The organism is Gammaproteobacteria bacterium (assembly GCA_009845905.1).
GTDB lineage: Bacteria > Pseudomonadota > Gammaproteobacteria > Steroidobacterales > Foliamicaceae > Foliamicus.
In genome coordinates this window covers 61,596-80,165 of the sequence record VXYS01000006.1, presented here as the reverse complement: position 1 = coordinate 80,165, position 18,570 = coordinate 61,596, and the positions used below count along the sequence as shown (strand labels likewise).

Here is an 18,570-nt window from a genome sequence, read left to right as displayed (position 1 = left end):
GGAGCGCGCTAGGGAAACACGGTCAGGTTTGGGCGAGCGCGGCGGATGGTGCAATATTCGGGTTTATGGCGGGGCCGATTCCGAGAGAGTTCATTGACGATCTCCTCGATCGCGCCGACATCACGCAAATCATCGGCGAACGCGTCAAGCTGAAGCGCGCGGGCCGCGAGTACAAGGGATTGTGCCCGTTCCACAACGAAAAGACCCCTTCGTTCACCGTAGTCCCCGCGAAAGGCTTCTTTCACTGCTTCGGATGCGGCGCCCACGGCAGCGCCCTGAGCTTCATGATGCAGCACGACCGGCTCGACTTTCCCGCCGCCGTCGAGGCGCTGGCCGACCGCTACGGCCTGGAAGTGCCCCGCAGCGGTCCATCCCGGCCCTCCGGCAAGGGCCTGTATGAACTGCTGAACGGCGCGGCCCTGCACTACATCGAAGGACTCAAGGCCAGCACGCCGGCCAAGGACTACCTCAAGGGCCGCGGGCTGACCGGGAAGATCGCGCAGGCCTTCGGGATCGGATACGCGCCAGCGGGCAACGGCATCCTGGCGCGCCTCGGCCAGACGGAGGACGACCGCCGCAGGCTGATCGACGCCGGCCTGGCGCTCAAGGGCGACTCCGGCGAACTCTACGACCGCTTCCGCGACCGCATCATGTTCCCGATCCGCGACCGCCGCGGCCGCGTCACCGGCTTCGGCGGCCGGGCGATGGGCGACGTCCAGCCGAAATACATGAACAGCCCGGAAACGCCGGTGTTCCACAAGGGCCGCGAGCTGTACGGACTGCATGAACTCGGCCGGCGCAAGGTCGATCGCTGCGTGCTCGTGGAAGGCTACATGGACGTGATCGGGCTGGCCCAACATGAGGTGCCCGGCGCGATGGCCACGCTGGGGACCGCGGTCACGCCCCAGCAACTCACGCTGCTGTTCCGGATTTCGCCCAGCGTCGTGTTCTGTTTCGACGGGGACCCGGCCGGCCGCAGGGCGGCCGAGCGGGCGATGGAGCGGGCCCTGCCCGAGATGCGCGGCGGCCGCCAACTGAGTTTCGCCTTCCTGCCCGAGGGCGAGGACCCCGACAGCTACGTGCGCTCCGAGGGGGCGGCGGCCTTCAATCAGGTGCTGGATTCCGCCACGCCGATGTCCGAGTTCCTGATGCAGACGCTTTCTGCGCAGTGCGACCTCGCCACCGCGGAAGGACGTGCGCGGATTGCCGAACTGGCGCGGCCGCTGATCGGTTCCACGCCCATCGGCGTATACCGGGACCTGCTCGTGAACCGCCTGGCCGACGAGGTGCAGCTTCCGCGCGAGCGCCTGGGACAGCTTCTTGAAACTTCGCAGAGCCGGCGCGCCGCCGTTCGCCGGCCGGCGCCGGGAACGCTGCGAAACGACCCCTGGGGCAACCTGGCCGGATCCCTGGCCGGCCTGCTGCTCAATTTCCCGGAAATGGCCGCGGACGCCGATCCCCTGCCGGAATTTCAATACCTGAAGGAACCCCGGGTGGGCCTGCTCGCGGAACTCTTCGAAACGGCGCGCTCGACGCCCGGTATAAGCCCGATCAAGCTGGTCGAGCGCTATCGCGAACGGCCGGAACATGGCCTGATGTCGCAACTTCTGGCAAGGGAAACCGAACTCAACGCCGGGCAGGCCAAACGGGAATTCGAGGAGGGCGTCGCCAGGATGCGCAGGGAAAACTCCATTCGCGAAATGGCGGCCCGCACGACTTCCTGAGACCGGCGGCAATCGAAACGCACGGAGAATCGGCAGATGGCGCAGAAAATCTACCTGGTGGTCGTGGGCGGCATCTTTGTCGCTTCGGCGCTGTTTGCCCTTATCGATCCGCACACCCTGGGGGCGGCCATGGGCATTGCAGCGGCGGACCCGTCGGGCGTGACCGAAATCCGCGCGACCTACGGCGGCCTGGTGGCGGGCATCGGACTGCTGCTGATCTCCGGTGTGTGGTCGCGGCGCCTGGCGCTCGCCGGCCTTGCCTGCGCGGTGTTCGGCGTCGGCGCCCTGGCGCTGACCCGTCTGGTCGTCGAGGTCTTTGACGGCAATCCGGGAATCTCCGCGAACCAGGGCCTGGCGACGATCTTTGAGCTCGTTGTCCTGGCGCTGGGCGTGTTCTTCCTTCGGCGGATGCTCAGGGAATGACAGGCGCCCGGGCGAATGCGGGCGTTGAATTCCCTTGAGACCGTTCCCACATCCGAAGCATCAAGGATCGTAGACAGGGCGCGGCTTCCGTTTCCCTGCTTTATGGACCGTTAAAAATGAGCGATAATTGACCGATTCACCCTCCCGGAGGCACGCGCCGCACATGACCGCCGGAACCACCACACAACGAGCGCGCCAGAGAAACTGGCTCAAGAACCTCATTTCGCTGGGACGGCAGCGCTCGTACATCACGCACACGGAACTGACCGACCAGCTCCCCGACGAGATCGTCGAGATGGAGCAGATCGAGGAAATCATCAACGTGCTGCGCGACATGGACATCAAGGTGTACGAGGAGGACGAGGTTCCCGATGCGGACACGCTGGCGCTGACCGAAGGCGAATCCACCGACGAGGGCGACGTGGACGAGGCCGAGGACGCGATCAGCGCGTTCGAGGTCGAACTGGGTCGAACCACCGATCCGGTGCGTTTGTACATGCGCGAGATGGGTTCGGTCGAACTGCTGACCCGGGAAGGCGAAATCAGCATCGCCCGCCGCATCGAGCAGAGCCGCAGCGAAATCAAGCGCCTGATGGCCTATTACCTGCCCTCCGTGCAGCACCTGCTGGACCGCTTCGAGGAATGCCGCGCCGGACAGATGAAGCTGAGCGACCTGGTGGCCGGGATCATCGATCCGGACGAACCCGAAGACCTGCGTCCCGCGGCGGAGCGCGACCCGGCGGACAACGCCGCCCGCAAACAGCCGCCCGACCCGGTGGAGCTGGAAAGGCGCCTTCTGGCGCTCAAGGCCCAGTGCGCCCGCGTGCATCGCGCGCTGAAACGGGTGCGCGAACAGGAACTCAAGGCGCAGAACGGCGGAGATCCGGAACACTTTGTGCTGTCCTGCCGCAATCTGAACCGCACCCAGCAGATCATGAGCCGCATGCTGCTGGAACTGAAATTCACGCCGCGCGCCTTCGACGGCATGCTGGGCGCGTTGCATACCACGATGCGCGCGCCGTCCGACGACCAGGACGCGCTCTATCCCTCTTCCGTTGCCGGCTGCGAGAAGCGGCTGCGCCACATTTACGTCCGCAGGGCGAAGGTGCCGGTCAGGAGCTTCAAGGACTACTTCGCCAACGAACCGAGCAGCGACGAGTGGCTAGAGGAGCAGCTGGCCAGCGAGGAATACGGCCCGAAGCTGGCGCCGTACGCCGAGGAAGCGCGGCAGCTCACCCGGCGGCTGCGCCGGGTGGAGGACCAGTGCTGCCTGCCGATCAACCGCTTCAAGGCCATCCCCAGGAGAGAGAACGGCAAGCCGATGGCCCGGGGCATCAAGGAGCTGTACCGGGAGATTTCCCACAACGAACTCAAGGCCAAGGACGCCAAGAAGGAAATGGTCGAGGCCAACCTGCGCCTGGTCATTTCCATCGCCAAGAAGTACACCAACCGCGGCCTGCAGTTCAACGACCTGATCCAGGAAGGCAACATCGGGCTGATGAAGGCGGTGGACAAGTTCGAGTACCGCCGCGGCTACAAGTTCTCCACCTACGCCACCTGGTGGATCCGCCAGGCGATCACCCGCTCGATCGCCGACCAGGCGCGCACCATCCGCGTCCCGGTCCACATGATCGAGACGATCAACAAGCTGAACCGCATTTCCCGGCAGATGCAGCAGGAAATGGGCCGCGACCCCACGCCGGAGGAGCTTGCGCAGCGCATGGAGATGCCCGAGGAGAAGGTGCGCAAGGTGCAGAAGATCGCCAAGCAGCCGATCTCGCTGGAAACGCCGCTGAGCGAAGACGAAGATTCGCACCTCGGCGATTTCATCGAGGACCAGAACGCCACCTCGCCGATGGACGTGGCGACCACGCGCGGGCTGGAGGAAACGATGCGCGACGTGCTGGCGACGCTGGGCGCGCGCGAGGCCAAGGTGCTGCGCATGCGTTTCGGCATCGACATGAACACCGATCACACGCTGGAAGAGGTCGGCAAGCAGTTCGACGTGACCCGCGAGCGCATCCGCCAGATCGAGGCCAAGGCGCTGCGCAAGCTGCGCCATCCCTCGCACGCCGAGCGCCTGCGCAGCTTCACCCAGGAAGAATAGTCCGCTTCGATCCCGCCCTTCGTTTGCCCGTCTCCTCGTTGGAGACGCCATCCTGGCTCGATTCTCGCTGTTGGTGCTTCCTCGCCCTTCGTTTGCCCCCCTCCTCGTTGGAGACGCCATCCCTGGCTCGATTCTCGCTGTCCCTGCTCCAACGCTCCCACGAGGAGGGGGGCAAACGAAGGGCTTAAGCCGGCGCCGCCGGGTAAAGGTTCGTCTTGCACGCCTGTTCCGGGAACGTCGGAGGCAGGATGCCGACGCCGAGCCCACAGGGATGTGCTTGCAGGCGTGTCCCGGAACAGGCGTGCAAGACGAACCGGCGGGTTAGCTTGAGTAGCTGCTGCGAAGAGGGGCGATGCGGTTGAAGATCAGGGCGCTGGGCGATGAATCGACCGGGTCCGGAGTGAAGTAGCCGAGGCGTTCGAACTGCCAGGTGTCGTCCGCGCCCGCACTCGCGAGACTCGGCTCCAGGCGCGCGCCCGCGGCCACTTCCAGCGACCGCGAATTCACCTGTTCGCTCAACGGCGGCGTCCCGGAGGCCAGGTCCGGCCGCTCGACGGTAAACAGCGGCCGGTACAGGCGCAGCTCCGCCGGAATCGAGTGGGGCGCGCTGACCCAGTGGATCGTGCCCTTCACCTTGCGGCGCGCGCCCTCCCCTCCGCTGCGGGAATCCGGATCGATGCTGCAATGCAGCTCCTCGGGCTCGCCGTCCGCTCCGCGCACGACGTCGTCGCAGCGAATGATGTAGGCGTTGCGCAGACGGACTTCCCCACCCGGACGCAGACGGAAGAAGCGTCGCGGCGGATCTTCCATGAAATCGGTGCGTTCGATGAAGAGTTCGCGCGAAAAAGGCACGTTCCGGCTGCCCATTTCGGGGCGCTTGGGGTGATTGCCCGCTGGAAGCTCCTCGAAATGGTCCTCGGGCAGATTGGTCAGCACCACCTTGAGCGGACGGGCCACCGCCATCGCGCGCGGCGCGGCGCGATTGAGCGCATCCCGAACGACGGTCTCGAGCTGGTCGGCGCCGATCATCTGCTCCGAACGGCTGACGCCGGCTCGGGCGCAGAACTCGCGCAGCACTTCGGGCGGGTAACCGCGCCGGCGCAGCGCCGACAACGTCACCAGGCGGGGATCGTCCCAATCCTCCACGGCGGCCATGCGGATCAGGTCCGCCACCCGGCGCTTGCTGGTTACCGAGTGGCCCAGGTTGAGCCGCCCGAACTCGTATTGCCGCGGACGCGTCCTGAGATCCAGACCGCTATGATCCAGCAGCCATTCGTACAGCGGCCGATGGTCCTCGAACTCCAGCGTGCACAGCGAATGGGTGATGCCTTCCAGCGCGTCGCTCAGGGTATGGGCGAGGTCGTACATCGGGTATATGCACCAGTCCCGGCCGGTGCGCGCGTGCGCGACGTGGCGCACCCTATACAGCACGGGGTCGCGCAGGTTGATGTTGGGCGAGGCCATGTCGATGCGCGCCCTGAGCACCTGCTCGCCGTCGGCGAAATCCCCCGCGCGCATGCGCCGGAACAGGTCCAGGTTTTCCTTCGGCGAGCGGTCGCGGTAGGGGCTGGGCCGCCCGGGGCTGGTGAGCGTGCCGCGGTCGGCGGAGATCTTCTCGGCCGAACTGCTGTCCACGAAGGCATGCCCGCTCCGGATCATCTGCTCGGCGATCTCGTACAACCGCGGGAAATAGTCCGAGGCATGGGTAACCAGCGGGGTGTCGAAGCCCAGCCAGTTGACGTCCCTGCGTATGGCGTCGACGAAGGTCTGCTCCTCGGCCACGGGATTGGTGTCGTCGTAGCGCAGATAGCAGGAACCGCCATGTTCGGCGGCGACGCCGAAGTTCAGGCAGATGGACTTGGCGTGCCCGATGTGGAGAAAGCCGTTCGGCTCGGGCGGAAAGCGCGTGACGACTCCCGAGTGCTTTCCGGACTCCAGGTCAGCGGCGACGATCCGCCGGATAAAGTCGTCAGCCGCCATGCCCCAGCGTCAGGTGCCGGGGGCGTAGTCGCTGACGACGTCGCGGCGGTGGTAAACGGGGCACAGGAACCGGCCGACGGACCGCAGGCGGGTCAACCAGCGGAAGGCCGCCCCGTTCTTGCGGTTCGCCAGCACCTTTTCCACCAGCCAGGGCGTGACGCGTTCCACCCGGTCGCCCAGGATGTTGTAGATCTTGCGAGCCTGGGCCGCGCGATCGGTGTCGCGCCCGCCCGCCAGCATCGACATGTCGGTGATCACGATGCCGGGGCTCAGCGCGCCCACGATCACGTTGCTGCCGCGCACCTCCTTGGCCAGCGATTGCGCCATGTAGCTGATCGCGCGCTTGGTGGAGCCGTAGGGAGTGAGTCCCGGCGCGGTCATGCCGTTGCTGCCGAATCCTTCGAACACGTACACGGCTCCGCCGTTTTCCTGCTCTCGCATGCCATCGATCGCGACCCGGCAGCCGTTGAAGGAACCGGTCAGGTTCGTGCTCACGACTTCCGCCATTTCTTCGGGCCGAAGTTCGTTCACGTTGGCGCGGCGATTGCTGATGCCGGCGTTGTTGATCCAGATATCGACGCTCCCGAAACGCATCACAGCCGCGTCCCACAGGGCCTGCACGCTGGCGTAGTCGCTCACGTCGCAGCCCTTGCCGAGCACCTCGCCGTGTTCGGCCAGTTCGGCGGCGGCAGCGGCGGCGCTGTCGTCGCTGCGCCCGCACACGACGACCCGGTGGCCGCGCTTGAGGAACTCGCGCGCCATCCCCTTGCCGATGCCGCGCGTGCCGCCGGTAACCACCACTGTCCTTGCCTCTGCCATAGTCGCCCCCAAGCGATGCCGGAAAGGCGGCTAATCTATCACGCCGCCAATGCCGCATTGACTGGAATCGTCCCCCAAGCCTAAACTTCCCGACTTCAGCAAGCCGGCGACAAGGCGAAAGCCGGCAAACGTTCAGACCCCGGAGTTGCGAATGAACACGAACCCTTTGAGACAACTGGCTTTTTGCGCACTCGGCGTGGTGCTTCTGGCGCCGGTCGCGCCGGCGCAGGATGCGATCGAGGAAATCATCGTGACCGCCCGCCAGCGCGAGGAAACGCTGCGCGACGTGCCCGGGACGGTGCGGGTGCTCACTGCCGAGGACATCGAGCGGTCCGGCATTCAGCGCGCCGAGGACTTCGTGTACATGACGCCCGGCGTGTCGATCGTGGACACGGCGGAAGTGGGCGACACGCAAGTCAACATCCGCGGAATCAACGGCGCGCGCGATGCCGAGAACTCCTATGCGCTGATTGTCGACGGCGTGCTGATGACCAATCCGGCGGCGCTGAACCGGGAGTACGCGAACCTGAGCCAGATCGAAATACTCAAGGGGCCGCAAGGCGCGCTGTACGGGCGTAACGCCGCGGCCGGCGCCATCATCATCACCACCGACAAGCCCGGCGGCGATACCGGCGGCTACGTCAAGGCCAGCGGCGCGGGCGACAACACCTGGCTGTACTCCGGCGCCATCGAAAGCGCCCTGGCCGAAGGCATCAACTTCCGCGTGCAGGGCGACTACCGCACAACCGACGGCTTCTACGAGAACACTTATCTGAACCGCGACGACATCATGGACGACTACCGCGGCTACAACGTCAATGCCCGCCTGACCTGGGACCCCTCCGAAGAGACCAGCTGGGACTTCAAGTTCCGGTACGGCGAGGTCGACGCGGCGTCGATCACCTTCAACGCGGCCTTTCATCTTCCGCTGTTCGCGCAGCTATTCGGCGTGCCGCAGTTCTTCGAGGACGTCAACGACCACGAGTTCGTCTTCCAGACCAACATCGATCCCGGCAACGAACAGGAGGCCACGGAGTTCTCCGCCCGCGTGGACCATGCGCTCGGCTGGGCCGACATGCGCGCCTGGTTCCTGTACAGCAAGATCGACAACAACCTGAGCGCGGACGGCACCAGCGGCGCCTTCGGCTTCTTCAACGCCAACCAGCACTGCCTGAATTCGGTGACCGAGGCATTCAACGCCGGGGTGCGGCTGCCCGCTCCCACGTACCTGGGACCCGACCCGAACTTCCCCGTGTCCCTGCTGGGGCCGTACACGCCGATCGCCTGCGACGGCACCCAGTACCAGGAGCGCAAACAGACCGACTTCAGCGTCGAAGTGCGGCTGAACTCCACCGGCGACGGGCCCCTGACCTGGCTGGCCGGCGCCTATTTCCTCGACATCGACCGCGAGGTGGGCGTCAACACCGGGCTGGACCTGGGCAACGGCATCACGCAGGAGCTGTACGTGCCGCAAAGCGGCGACAACCCGACCGAGCAACTGGTGCACGATCGCTTCAGCAGCCAGGTGATGGCGGCCTTCGGCGAACTCTCCTATGAAATGACCGAAACCACCGAAGTCTCGCTGGCGCTGCGCTTCGACAGCGAGCGCCGCAAGGTGGAGAACCTGGTGCCGGTCAACGCCCTGTCGCAGTACATCGACTGCGACGGACCGCCCTACACCGGCAATGCGCCGATCAACCCCGGTTTGTGTCCCGGCGTGAATCCGGCCGGTTCGATCGCGCCCAAGTCCCGCACCTTCAGCCAGTTCCAGCCGAAGCTCTCGCTCACCTGGGACGTGACCGAGGACTGGACGCTGTTCGCCAGCGGCGGCGTGGGCTTCAAGAGCGGCGGATTCAACAATCAGGGCGCCAAGGCCACCGTGGACATCTTCATCAACGGCCTGATCAACAACGTGTTCCTGGCCGCAGTGGGGGCGCCGCCGCAGGTGCCCGTGGGGATCACCGACGACGTGGACAAGGAAACTTCCGTTTCGCTTGAAGTGGGCGTCAAGGGCAGCCTGCTGGACGACCGCCTGAGGCTGGAAGCCACGGCCTTCAACGTGCAGGTGGACGACATGCAGTTCTTCGAGTTCCTGGTGGGCCCCTTCGGCCTGCTGCGGCTGAACGGCAACGTCGACGAAGTGAGCCTGCAGGGCGCGGAAATCGGCGCCACCTGGGCGGTGACGGACATCCTCGACGTCTACGCGGGCTGGGGCTACGTGGACAGCGAGATCGAAGCCAACAGCGTGCGGCCCGACACGGTCGGCAACAAGTCGCCGTACACGCCGGACTGGACGGCCAGCGCAGGCGCCCGCGTGGTCATGCCACTGACCGGCGACTGGCGGCTGGCGGCCTCGGCCGACGTGTCGGCCGTGGGCGAAACCTGGTTCCACGTGGTCCAGGACCAGCAGCGCGCGACGCTGTTCAACGGCGTGGCCAGCGACTTCACGCCCACCCGGCGCGACAGCTACACGGTGCTGAACCTGCGCGTGGGCGTGGAGAACGACCGGCTCTCGGCTGTGGTGTTCGCGAAGAACGCGACCGAGGAGGTCTATCTGGAAGAGGTGATCCCGGCGCCCGAGTTCGGCGGCACGTTCATCCACCCGGCCGACCTGCGGCGCGTGGGCCTCGAACTCACCGCCCGCTTCTAGCCTGGGAGCGAGGGCGTCCCGCCCTCGACCAGGAGCCCCGGGAGCGAGGGCTTCCCGCCCTCCTGCCCTAAGGGGTTGCGGTCAGGCGCGTTGCGCTGACCAGGCTGCGACGATGTCGGAGGCTCCGGCGGACCAGATGCCGGTCTGCCCGGAAATGTGCTTGAGGGCCGCCTCCAGCGCGCCGATGCGATGCGGCTGGCCCATCAGCCAGGGGTGGATTGACAGCGCGAGCAAGCGCCCGTGTCCGGTGCTCTCGGCCTCCGCCAGCAGGTAATCGCAGGCGTCCTTCACCTGGTCGGCGTATTCCCATTCCGAGTGCAGGTTGTTCTGGACGATGAATTGGTCGTCGAGTTCCAGCGACAGGGGCAGCGCAATCAGCTCGCCGTGCCGGGTCGCGAACGGATACGGCATGTCGTCGTTGATCCAGTCACCCATGTAGCGTATGCCCGCCTCGGCCAGCAGGTCCGGCGTGTTGCCGCTTTGCGACCGCGCCGGGCCCAGCCAGCCCGTGACGGGCTGGTCCACGACCGCGCGCAGGGCCGCGAGCGAGCGGCCGATCAACTCCCGCTCGTCTTCGATGGCCAGTTCGCCGTGATGCAGGGTGTCCATGTGCCAGGAACCCGCCAGTATCTCGTTGCCGCGCCGGTTCAGGCGCTCAATCAACTGCGGGTAACGCCCGGCGATGGCCGCGTTGACTGAAAACGTGAGGGTAATGCCGGCCGCGTCCAGGGCTTCGAGGCAGCGGAACAGGCCCACCCGGTTGCCGTAATCGCGTAGCGTGTAATGGCGCAGGTCGGGGTACGGCGTGCTCATGCCGCCCGGCGGCCGGAACGGCTTGCCGCTCTGGTTCAGCGGGAAGAACTGCACCGCCAGGTTCACCCAAAGCGCCACCCGGGCGCCGTTCGGCCATGCGACGGGCGCGCGCTCGGACAGCATCGACCACTCGTACAGGTCGTGGTCCATGCCGTAGCGGCGGCGGCGGTACTTCAGGTAGGACGGGTCAAGCGCCATTTCCGCCGTCCTCCGGATTTCTCTCGCCCCACTTCGCGACGGCCTGGTCGTAATAGTGTTCCACGAAGTACTCGGCAATTTCCCGGCCGGTGGTCACCCACACGTCCGGGTGCCCGGTGATATAGGCCAGCGCATCCTCGAACGCGCGTATCCGGTGGGGATGCGACACCTGGTAGGCGTGCAGCGGCACGCACATGACCGTTCCGCCCTGTTCGCCTTCCCGGTACAGCCGGTCGAAGGCCTGCTTGATCATCTCGCCGTAACGCCTGGGCTCGATACGGTTGACCACATACACAATCGTGTCGTTCAGTTCCAGCGAGTACGGCACGGAAACGAACGGCTTGCCGGAGCGCACCCGCACGGGCGTGGGCTGGTCGTCATGAAACAGGTCGCAGGTATAAAGCCCGCCGGCCTCGCTGAACAGGTCCAGCGTGCGCTCGGTGTGCGTGAGGGCCGAGGCCAGGTAGCCGGCGCACCGCTGCCCGGTGTGCCTGGCGATCGTGCGCACCGAGTCCTCGATCATCGCGCGTTCCTGGGCCTCGTCCATTCCGTAGGCGTAGCGGGTGTTGTAGATCCCGTGGCTGAAAAACTCCCAGTCACGCTCCCGGCACATGTCGATGATCTCGGGGTGATGCTCGCAAAGCGCCACCGACAGGCTCACGGAACCGCGCACGCCATGGCGGTCGAGCACTTCCATCATGCGCACATGGCCTACCCGGTTGCCGTAGTCGCGTGTTCCGTAGCCCTGGATATCGGGAGTCGGACGCGGCCAGGCCTTGCGTTGCGGATTGGCCGGCGGGTCCAGTTCGTAGAACTCGACGTTCGGCGCTACCCAGAAGGCGACCCGGGCGCCGTCCGGCCAACGGATCGGCAGGCGCTCGTCCCAGGCGCGATAGTCGTAAAGCGCTGGATCTTCCCGCACGGGGAATCCCTAGAAGCCGACGCCGCGCGCCCGGCGAATCGGCGCACAGCCGGGATGGTTCTCCAGCCAGTCCGCCACCGCGGCGAAGGGCTCCACATCCGCGTACTTGAGCATGATGTCGCAGAGGTTGGCGAAGTGCGGTATCTCGTGCTTGTCCGCAACGCACTCCTCCGGCACGATCGTCCGGTAGCCGTGCGAGAGGGACGAAACCGCGGAGGCGCGCACGCAACCGGAGGTGCTGCCGCCGGTGAGGATCACCGTGTCCACCTTGTGCCAGACCAGCAGCGAGGGAATCAGGCTGTCGTGAAAGACGCTGGCCATGCGCTTGTTGACCACGGCGTCGCGTTCCCGGTCCACGCTCAGTCGCGGGTCCAGCTCCGCGCGGGCGCCGCCCTCCTTGATGTTCTGAAGGGAATTCTCGGTATCGGTGCGCGTGCCCCAGACACCGGCGTCGTCCGCGTTGCCCATGTAGGCGACGTAGGTCCAGATCACCGGCATGTTCTTCTCGCGCGCCAGCGCCGACAGGCGGTTGACGTAGTCGATCTGGCCGGGGTTGGTCTGGTAGGCCGTGGGAAAGCTGTCGATGTCCGTATAGGCGCGCTGCAGATCGATGTTGATCAGCACCGCTTTTTCCCCAAATCCGAAACGCGCCCGGTTCGGGTTGGACTTGACCTCTTCCCAGTATTGGCGCGGCGTCAGACTGGAGGTTTGCATCTGTGGCATCGGCGCACCTGAGCAATGACTTCGACGTAGCTAAAGCCCATGTTATTCCATCAACGGCAACGTCCGAAGGCGTCGCGGGGCGCAGGTATTATAGGTTCAGGGAGTGTGCGGACGTCCTGCTGGGCTACACTAACGCGCCCGCTTGATAGGGGATGACTCCGCAATGAAAAGACGCAAAGGCTACGCCGACGGGCCGTTCGGCCAGATCCACTACCAGGAGGCGGGGAGCGGCGCGCCGCTGCTGCTGCTCCACCAGTCGCCCAGCTCCTCGGAGATGTTCGAGGCCGCCTATCAGCCGCTGGCCGAGCGCGGAATACGCGCGATCGGCATCGACACGCCCGGCTTCGGCCAGTCCCACGTGCCCGACGAGCAGCCATGGATTCCGGATTACGCGAACGCGATCCGCAGCGTGATCGATCACCTCGAACTCGAACGCACCGCCGTGCTGGGCCATCACACCGGCGCGTCGATCGCCGCGGAACTGGCGGTGATGGAGCCGGAGCGGGTTACCCGGGTGGTGCTGAACGGCGCGCCGCTGCTCACCCGCGAGGAGCAGGACAAGTGGAAACAGGCGACCAGCAACCGCGTCGAATCCGGCCCGAAGGCCGACGGCAGCCACCTGATGGACCTGTGGAACCGGCGCGTGCACTTCACGCCGGGCTGGACCAACCTGCGGGCCATGCACTGGGGCGTGGTGCAGATGCTGATCGCCGGCGAGACCGCCCGCTACGGCCACGCCGCCGCCTTCGCCCACGACCTGTCCGAGCCTTTGCGCAAGATGACCCAGCCGACCCTGGTGTTCACCAATACCGGCGACGACATCTACGAGGTTTGCAAGCGCGTGAACAAGCTCAGGCCGGACTTCGAATACGCCGAGTTGGAAGGCGGCACTCACGACATCATTGACGAGCAGCCCGGGGAATGGACCCGCATCGTGGCTGATTTCGTTCTGAAAGACTAGGGGAACCCGACATGACCGATACCCTGGGATGGCGCATGAAGTTCGGCGTGGTGGCGCCGTCCACCAACACCAGCGTGCAGCCGGAATACGACGACATGCGTCCGCGCGGCGTGACCAATCATTTCTCGCGCGCCTGGATTCCGGATGATCCCGTGAACAGCGACGAGGAGTTCCTGCAGCTGATGGAGAACATCCGTGCGGAAACCGAAACCGCCGTGGACCGCGTCATGACCTGCAGCCCGGACTACGTCGTGATGGGCATGTCGGCCGAAACGTTCTGGGAGGGCGTGCTCGGCGCCGAACAACTCAAGAAGAATCTTGAGAAGCGCGCCGGCGTGTCTGTGGGACTGGGCTCGCACGCCTGCCGCGACGCCATCGCATGCTACGGCGACATCAGGCGGATCGGCGTGATCACCCCCTACATGCCCGTGGGAGACAAGGAAGTGCGCAACTTCTTCGAGGGCTGCGGCTTCGAGGTGGTCCACCTGGTGGGGCTGAAGAGCAAGAGCCCGATGCTGATCGCGCACGAGACCCCGGCCACGCTGCGTCGGTCGGTACACGAGGTCAACGACAACTCGGTGGATCTGATCATCCAGGTGGGCACGAACCTGGCGTTCGCGCACATCGCGCCGGAGGCCGAGAACTGGCTGGACAAGCCGGTGCTGGCGATCAACACCTGCACCTACTGGCACGCGCTGCGGCAGAACGGGATCGAAGACAAGGTTTACGGCTTCGGCTCCCTGCTCGCCGAACACTAGTTCCCAAATGGAATACGACTACACGCCGATCACGCAGCGGCCGCGGCTCGAATGGCCGGACGGCAAGCGCGTCGCGCTGCTGATCACGTTCAATCTCGAAACCTGGGACCTGACCAAGGACACCGACGCGCCGTACTACGCCGGCGGACCGCCGGTCCTGCCCGACGCTCTGCCGGGCCGGGTGGCGGATTTTCCGAACTACACCTGGCGCGAATACGGCCAGCGCGTGGGCATCTGGCGGCAGTTTGAACTGTTCGACGAACTGGGCGTCACGCCGGGCTGCACGCTCAATGCCGTGACCTGCGAGCGGCGCCTGCCGATGGTGCAGGCCGCCATGGAGCGCGGCTGCGAACTGATCGCGCACAACTACGAGCAGGGCGAGCTGCTGACGGACTTTTCCGGCGACGAGGAGAGCGAGCGCCAGGTGATCCAGCGCACGCTGGACATCTACGAGCGCACGGTCGGGCGCAAGGCGCGCGGCTGGCTGTCCTCGTCGCTGCGCGGCACCCAGGCCACGCCGGGGATCCTGGCCGAGGCCGGGCTGCTGTTCTACTGCGACCTGATGAACGACGATCAGCCGTACCTGATCCGGACCCCGCACGGTAACATCGTTTCCACCCCGTACTCCAATGAAATCAACGACTTCACGATCCTCACGCGGCGCGGCCACACGACCGACGAGTTCCGCGACATCCTGATCGACGAACTCGACGAGCTGTACCGGGAAGGCGCGACGCAGGCGCGAATGATGAATGTGGGGCTGCATCCGCACGTTTCCGGACGCGCCTACCGGATGCGCGCGCTGCGCGAGTTCGTCGAGCACGCCAGGTCGCTGCCGGGCGTGTGGTGGACGACGCGCGAGGAAATCGCCGAGTGGTACCTCAAGCAGCAATAGAGCGAGGACAGCTTCTCGAAGGCAGGACCGCCGTCGTGACCGGCGCGGCAAATGGCATCGGCCGGGCCTGCGCGCTGGCCTTTGCGCAACACGGCGCCGGCGTCGCGCTGGCGGACGTCGACCGGAAAGGCTGCGAGCAGGCGGCGCGCGAGATCGCCGCGGAAACCGGCGCCACGACCCTGGCGCATTACTGCGACGTGGCCGACGACGAGCAGTGCGAGGGCCTGATCGCCGCCACGGCGGACCACTTCGACGGCCTGGACATCCTGCTCAGCAATGCCGGCATCCTGGCGCCCGGCGACGTGCTGACGGCCAGCCGCGAGGATTTCGACCGCGTGCATCGCGTCAACCTGCGCGCCGGGTTCGTACTGGGACAGCTCGCGGCCCGAGAAATGGTCAAGCGCGAGAGCCGGGGCAGCATCCTCTACATGTCGTCGGTCAACGAACGGCTGGCTATACCCAACCAGCTCGCCTACGTGGTGTCCAAGGGCGGGCTCTCGCAACTGACCCGCGTCATGGCCCTGGGCCTGGCCGAGCACGGCGTACGGGTCAACGCGATCGGCCCCGGCTCGATCGAGACCGACATCCTCAAGTCCGTGATGACCGACGAAAACGCGCGCCGCATGATCCTCTCGCGCACGCCGATGGGCCGCCTGGGTCAACCGGAGGAAATCGCCTCGGTCGCAGTATTCCTGGCCAGCGACATGGCCTCGTACATCACCGGCCAGACCCTGTTCGCCGACGGCGGCCGCCTCCCCCTGAACTACACCGTCCCCGTTTAGCCCCACATGCCGGTGGAGGAGTAGCGCTCGCCACCGTCGGAAAGGATGGTGGCGACGACCGGGTAGCGACCGGTGGCGGCGACCTGAAGGGCGGCGTGCACGTAGGCGCCGGACGAAGGGCCCACGAACAGCCCGGCTTTGGAGAGCCGCCGGCATATGGCCGTCGCCTGCTCCATGCGCACGTCGACGCGTTCGTCGATCAGGTCCTCGTGCAGGATCGCGGGCACGATGTCGTCGGGCGCGCCCAGCGGCTTCAGGCCCTCGATCCCCGGGAACACGTCGGGAATCACGCAGGTGATGCGCAGCGACGGATTGGCTTCGCGTAGCCTGTGGCCGGCGCCGGTAATGGTTCCGCCGGTGCCCACCCCCGCCACGAAGGCGTCGGGCGCGCTCCCGGCCGCGTCGCCGACCTGCGCCAGCAGCTCGGCGCCGGTGCCGTCATAGTGCGCCCGCCAGTTCTCTTCATTGGAATACTGGTCGCAGTGCCAATAGCGCTCGGGCTGTTCGGCGGCCAGCCGCTGCGACTCGCGCAGCGCGTGGTCGTAGCCCTCGATGGGATCGGTCAGGATCAGTTCCGCGCCGTGCGCCCGGATCCGTTGCAGGCGCTCGCGGCTGGCGTTGCCGGGCACGACCAGCGTGACCGGAATATCCAGCGCGGCGCCCAGCATCGCGTAGGCGATGCCCGCATTTCCGGAGGAGGAATCCAGCAGCCGCCGGCCCCCTTCCAGGCGCCCGTCGCGCAGCGCGGCCGACAGCATGCGGGCAACCGGCCGGTCCTTGATCGAGCCGCCGGGATTGCTGCTCTCCAGCTTGGCGAACAGCCGCACCCCTTCGGGGATTTCCTCGAGGAAGTCCAGTTCGACCAGCGGTGTGTCGCCGATTCCGGCGAAAACGCCTGCGCGACTATCCGGCAAGGGCGCAGAACTCCTGGTAGTCGATGTAGCCGGGAAACTCCGCGCCGTCGGCGCAATAGCGGCATTCCGGGTTGCGGGCCTGTTTGAATTCGGTGAAACGCGCGGACAGGGCGTCGTAGTGCAGCAGCCGGCCCACCAGCAGGTCGCCGGCGCCGAGCAGGATCTTGATCGTTTCCACCGCTTCCAGCAGCCCCACCACGCCCGGCAATATGCCCAGCACGCCCGCCTCGGCGCACGACGGCGCCAGTTCCGGCGGCGGCGGCTCCGGGTACAGGCAGCGGTAGCAAGGTCCCGGCGCACCTTCGCGGGCGGGCCAGAAAACCGTTACCTGCCCCTCGAAGCGGAACACCGAGCCGTGCACGTTGGGGATCCCGTGCTTGACGCAGGCGTCGTTGACCAGGTAGCGCGTGGCAAAGTTGTCGGACCCGTCCACCACGACGTCGTAGCCCTCGAACACCTCCTCGACGTTGGCGCTCTCCAGGCGCAACTGGTGCTCGATCACGTTGACGGCCGGATTCAGCGCCAGCACGGCCTCGCGCGCCGAGGCCACCTTGGAGACGCCCACGCGCTCGTCGGAGTGCAGGATCTGGCGCTGCAGGTTGCTGCGGTCCACGACATCGTGATCGACGATGCCGAGCGTGCCGACGCCGGCCGCGGCCAGGTACAGCGCCGCCGGCGAACCGATCCCGCCGGCGCCGATCAGCAGCACCCGGCTTTCCAGCAGCTTCAATTGGCCGGCCTCGCCCACTTCCGGCATCACCAGGTGGCGCGAATAGCGCTCCCGGGCGTCGGCGTTGAGCATCTTCGGGATCTCGAACGGCAGGCCCTCGTCCTTCCAGCCATTGAATCCGCCGGCCAGCGAACGCACGTCGCGATAGCCCATGCGCCGTAAATCGTCGGCCGCGAACAGCGACCGCTGGCCGCTGGCGCAGGTGACCACCAGCGTGCGGTCCAGATCCGGTATCGCCTCCTCGATCCTCAGTTCCAGGAAGCTGCGGTCCAGCCTGAGCGCGCCGCCGGGGCTGCCCTGGGCGACTTCGGACGCATCGCGCACGTCGATCAGCGCCGCGCCCGACCTTTGCAGGTCCAGCGCCTCGCGCGGACTGACTTCCGGGACCTTGCTCCGGATGTCGGCCAGCCGGCGGTCCCTGGCCCTCATTCTGCGCCGCCCGCCACCGCGGGCAGGATCGAGAGCACGTCGCCCTCGCCCACCGGAGTGTTCATGCCGTCCAGCGTGCGCACGTTGTCGCTGCCGAGATAGATGTTCACGAATTCGCGGGGCTGCCCGTCGTCCTTCATGACCCGCGCCAGCAGTTCGGGGTGGGCGGCGCCGACCGCGCTCAGGACGGCGCCCACATCGGCGCCCTCGGCGGCGATTTCGCTGTTGCCCCCGGCGAAACCGCGCAGCGGCGTGGGGATGCGCACGATTACCCTGCTCATGCCGCCACCTGCTCTTCCGCGAAACCCTCGCCGTTCAGGCGCCACGAGCGCAGGTCCTCGACCCGCGCTCCGCTCACCGAAAGGATGACGTAGGAATACCCGTCCCAGGCGGCCTCGCGGTCGGTCTCCGACGGAAGCGCCGGGTGATCGGGGTGGGTGTGCCAGAAACCGACGATTTCCAGGCCGGCCTCGCGCGCCGCCAGGTCGGCCGACATCAGGTCGTCGGGGTCCAGCACGTAGCGGTCCCGCGCCCGCTCGGTATTGAGATTGCGGGCCTGGAACACTTTCTCGACCCGCACTTCATCGGCCGCGCAGGCGCCCACCAGGACACCACAGGTCTCGTAGGGGTATCCGTCGACGGCTATCGTCGCCAGTTCGTCCCGCAGCGGGGCGGGCAGACTGATCCTGTTCATAGGGGAAACGCGGGGCGGCTGAATCGGATCGGGCATTTTACTATCCGC

Annotated in this window: 17 protein-coding genes; 8 read left to right on the top strand and 9 right to left on the bottom strand. The window is 66.4% G+C overall.

The features are described from left to right. Window positions 1-65: 65 nt before the first annotated feature. The 3 genes from F4036_05895 to rpoD all read left to right on the top strand — a co-directional run bounded on the left by F4036_05895 (window position 66) and on the right by rpoD (window position 4,254). Entirely contained in the window at window positions 66-1,724 is a 1,659-nt protein-coding gene (locus F4036_05895; protein MYK37274.1) for a DNA primase, read from the top strand. Between the two features lie 36 nt (window positions 1,725-1,760). Then, entirely contained in the window at window positions 1,761-2,147 is a 387-nt protein-coding gene (locus F4036_05890; protein MYK37273.1) for a DUF4345 domain-containing protein, read from the top strand. A 163-nt stretch (window positions 2,148-2,310) separates the two neighbouring features. After that, window positions 2,311-4,254 (top strand): RNA polymerase sigma factor RpoD, encoded by a 1,944-nt coding sequence (gene rpoD / locus F4036_05885; protein ID MYK37272.1) that lies wholly within the window; start codon window positions 2,311-2,313, stop codon window positions 4,252-4,254. 321 nt (window positions 4,255-4,575) lie between these two features. Here the strand turns inward: rpoD and F4036_05880 are convergent, their stop codons facing one another. Both F4036_05880 and F4036_05875 read right to left on the bottom strand, forming a co-directional pair. After that, window positions 4,576-6,234 (bottom strand): glutamine--tRNA ligase/YqeY domain fusion protein, encoded by a 1,659-nt coding sequence (locus F4036_05880; GenBank protein MYK37271.1) that lies wholly within the window; start codon window positions 6,232-6,234, stop codon window positions 4,576-4,578. 9 nt (window positions 6,235-6,243) lie between these two features. Next, window positions 6,244-7,053: an SDR family oxidoreductase gene (locus F4036_05875; GenBank protein MYK37270.1), complete on the bottom strand. Its 810-nt coding sequence runs from the start codon at window positions 7,051-7,053 to the stop codon at window positions 6,244-6,246. Window positions 7,054-7,204: 151 nt separating this feature from the next. Here F4036_05875 and F4036_05870 point away from each other — a divergent pair, with 151 nt between their 5' ends. Beyond that, window positions 7,205-9,703: a TonB-dependent receptor gene (locus F4036_05870; GenBank protein ID MYK37269.1), complete on the top strand. Its 2,499-nt coding sequence runs from the start codon at window positions 7,205-7,207 to the stop codon at window positions 9,701-9,703. 81 nt (window positions 9,704-9,784) lie between these two features. Here F4036_05870 and F4036_05865 read toward each other — a convergent pair whose 3' ends face one another. From F4036_05865 to F4036_05855, 3 genes are read right to left on the bottom strand one after another with little or no spacing between them, the layout of a single operon-like run. Further along, window positions 9,785-10,714 carry a polysaccharide deacetylase family protein gene (locus tag F4036_05865; GenBank protein MYK37268.1) on the bottom strand — a complete coding sequence of 310 codons (930 nt, stop codon included), beginning with the start codon at window positions 10,712-10,714 and terminating at the stop codon, window positions 9,785-9,787. Continuing rightward, a complete protein-coding gene (locus F4036_05860) occupies window positions 10,704-11,636 on the bottom strand; it encodes a polysaccharide deacetylase family protein (GenBank protein MYK37267.1) in 933 nt (310 codons plus the stop codon). Before F4036_05860 ends, F4036_05865 begins: the two co-directional genes overlap by 11 nt. A gap of 9 nt (window positions 11,637-11,645) precedes the next feature. Next, window positions 11,646-12,350: an isochorismatase family protein gene (locus F4036_05855; protein MYK37266.1), complete on the bottom strand. Its 705-nt coding sequence runs from the start codon at window positions 12,348-12,350 to the stop codon at window positions 11,646-11,648. Between the two features lie 172 nt (window positions 12,351-12,522). Between F4036_05855 and F4036_05850 the strand changes: the two genes are divergently transcribed. Genes F4036_05850 through F4036_05835 form a run of 4 tightly spaced genes read left to right on the top strand, consistent with a single transcriptional unit; the run spans window position 12,523 to window position 15,755 of the window. Next, the gene (locus tag F4036_05850) at window positions 12,523-13,320 is read left to right on the top strand and encodes an alpha/beta hydrolase (protein MYK37265.1); all 798 of its coding nucleotides are present in this window, start codon (window positions 12,523-12,525) and stop codon (window positions 13,318-13,320) included. A gap of 11 nt (window positions 13,321-13,331) precedes the next feature. Next, window positions 13,332-14,078, top strand: coding sequence for an arylmalonate decarboxylase (locus tag F4036_05845; protein ID MYK37264.1), 747 nt, complete (start codon window positions 13,332-13,334; stop codon window positions 14,076-14,078). 7 nt (window positions 14,079-14,085) lie between these two features. Next, complete coding sequence (locus F4036_05840; protein MYK37263.1) at window positions 14,086-14,973, top strand: polysaccharide deacetylase; 888 nt, start codon at window positions 14,086-14,088, stop codon at window positions 14,971-14,973. Next, entirely contained in the window at window positions 14,970-15,755 is a 786-nt protein-coding gene (locus F4036_05835) for an SDR family oxidoreductase (GenBank protein ID MYK37262.1), read from the top strand. The genes F4036_05840 and F4036_05835 overlap by 4 nt, the downstream gene beginning before the upstream one ends. On the opposite strand, the gene F4036_05830 is transcribed toward F4036_05835, so the two are convergent. The 4 genes from F4036_05830 to F4036_05815 are packed head-to-tail and all read right to left on the bottom strand — an operon-like array spanning window position 15,752 to window position 18,522. Next, entirely contained in the window at window positions 15,752-16,669 is a 918-nt protein-coding gene (locus F4036_05830; protein ID MYK37261.1) for a PLP-dependent cysteine synthase family protein, read from the bottom strand. The two genes, F4036_05835 and F4036_05830, sit on opposite strands and share 4 nt — an antisense overlap. Beyond that, on the bottom strand, window positions 16,659-17,828 hold the full coding sequence (moeB, locus tag F4036_05825; GenBank protein MYK37260.1) for a molybdopterin-synthase adenylyltransferase MoeB: 1,170 nt from the start codon (window positions 17,826-17,828) through the stop codon (window positions 16,659-16,661). Before moeB ends, F4036_05830 begins: the two co-directional genes overlap by 11 nt. After that, window positions 17,825-18,109: a MoaD/ThiS family protein gene (locus F4036_05820; GenBank protein MYK37259.1), complete on the bottom strand. Its 285-nt coding sequence runs from the start codon at window positions 18,107-18,109 to the stop codon at window positions 17,825-17,827. The genes moeB and F4036_05820 overlap by 4 nt, the downstream gene beginning before the upstream one ends. Then, window positions 18,106-18,522, bottom strand: a complete 417-nt coding sequence (locus F4036_05815) for a M67 family metallopeptidase (GenBank protein MYK37258.1) — start codon at window positions 18,520-18,522, stop codon at window positions 18,106-18,108. The genes F4036_05820 and F4036_05815 overlap by 4 nt, the downstream gene beginning before the upstream one ends. Between the last annotated feature and the right edge of the window lie 48 nt (window positions 18,523-18,570).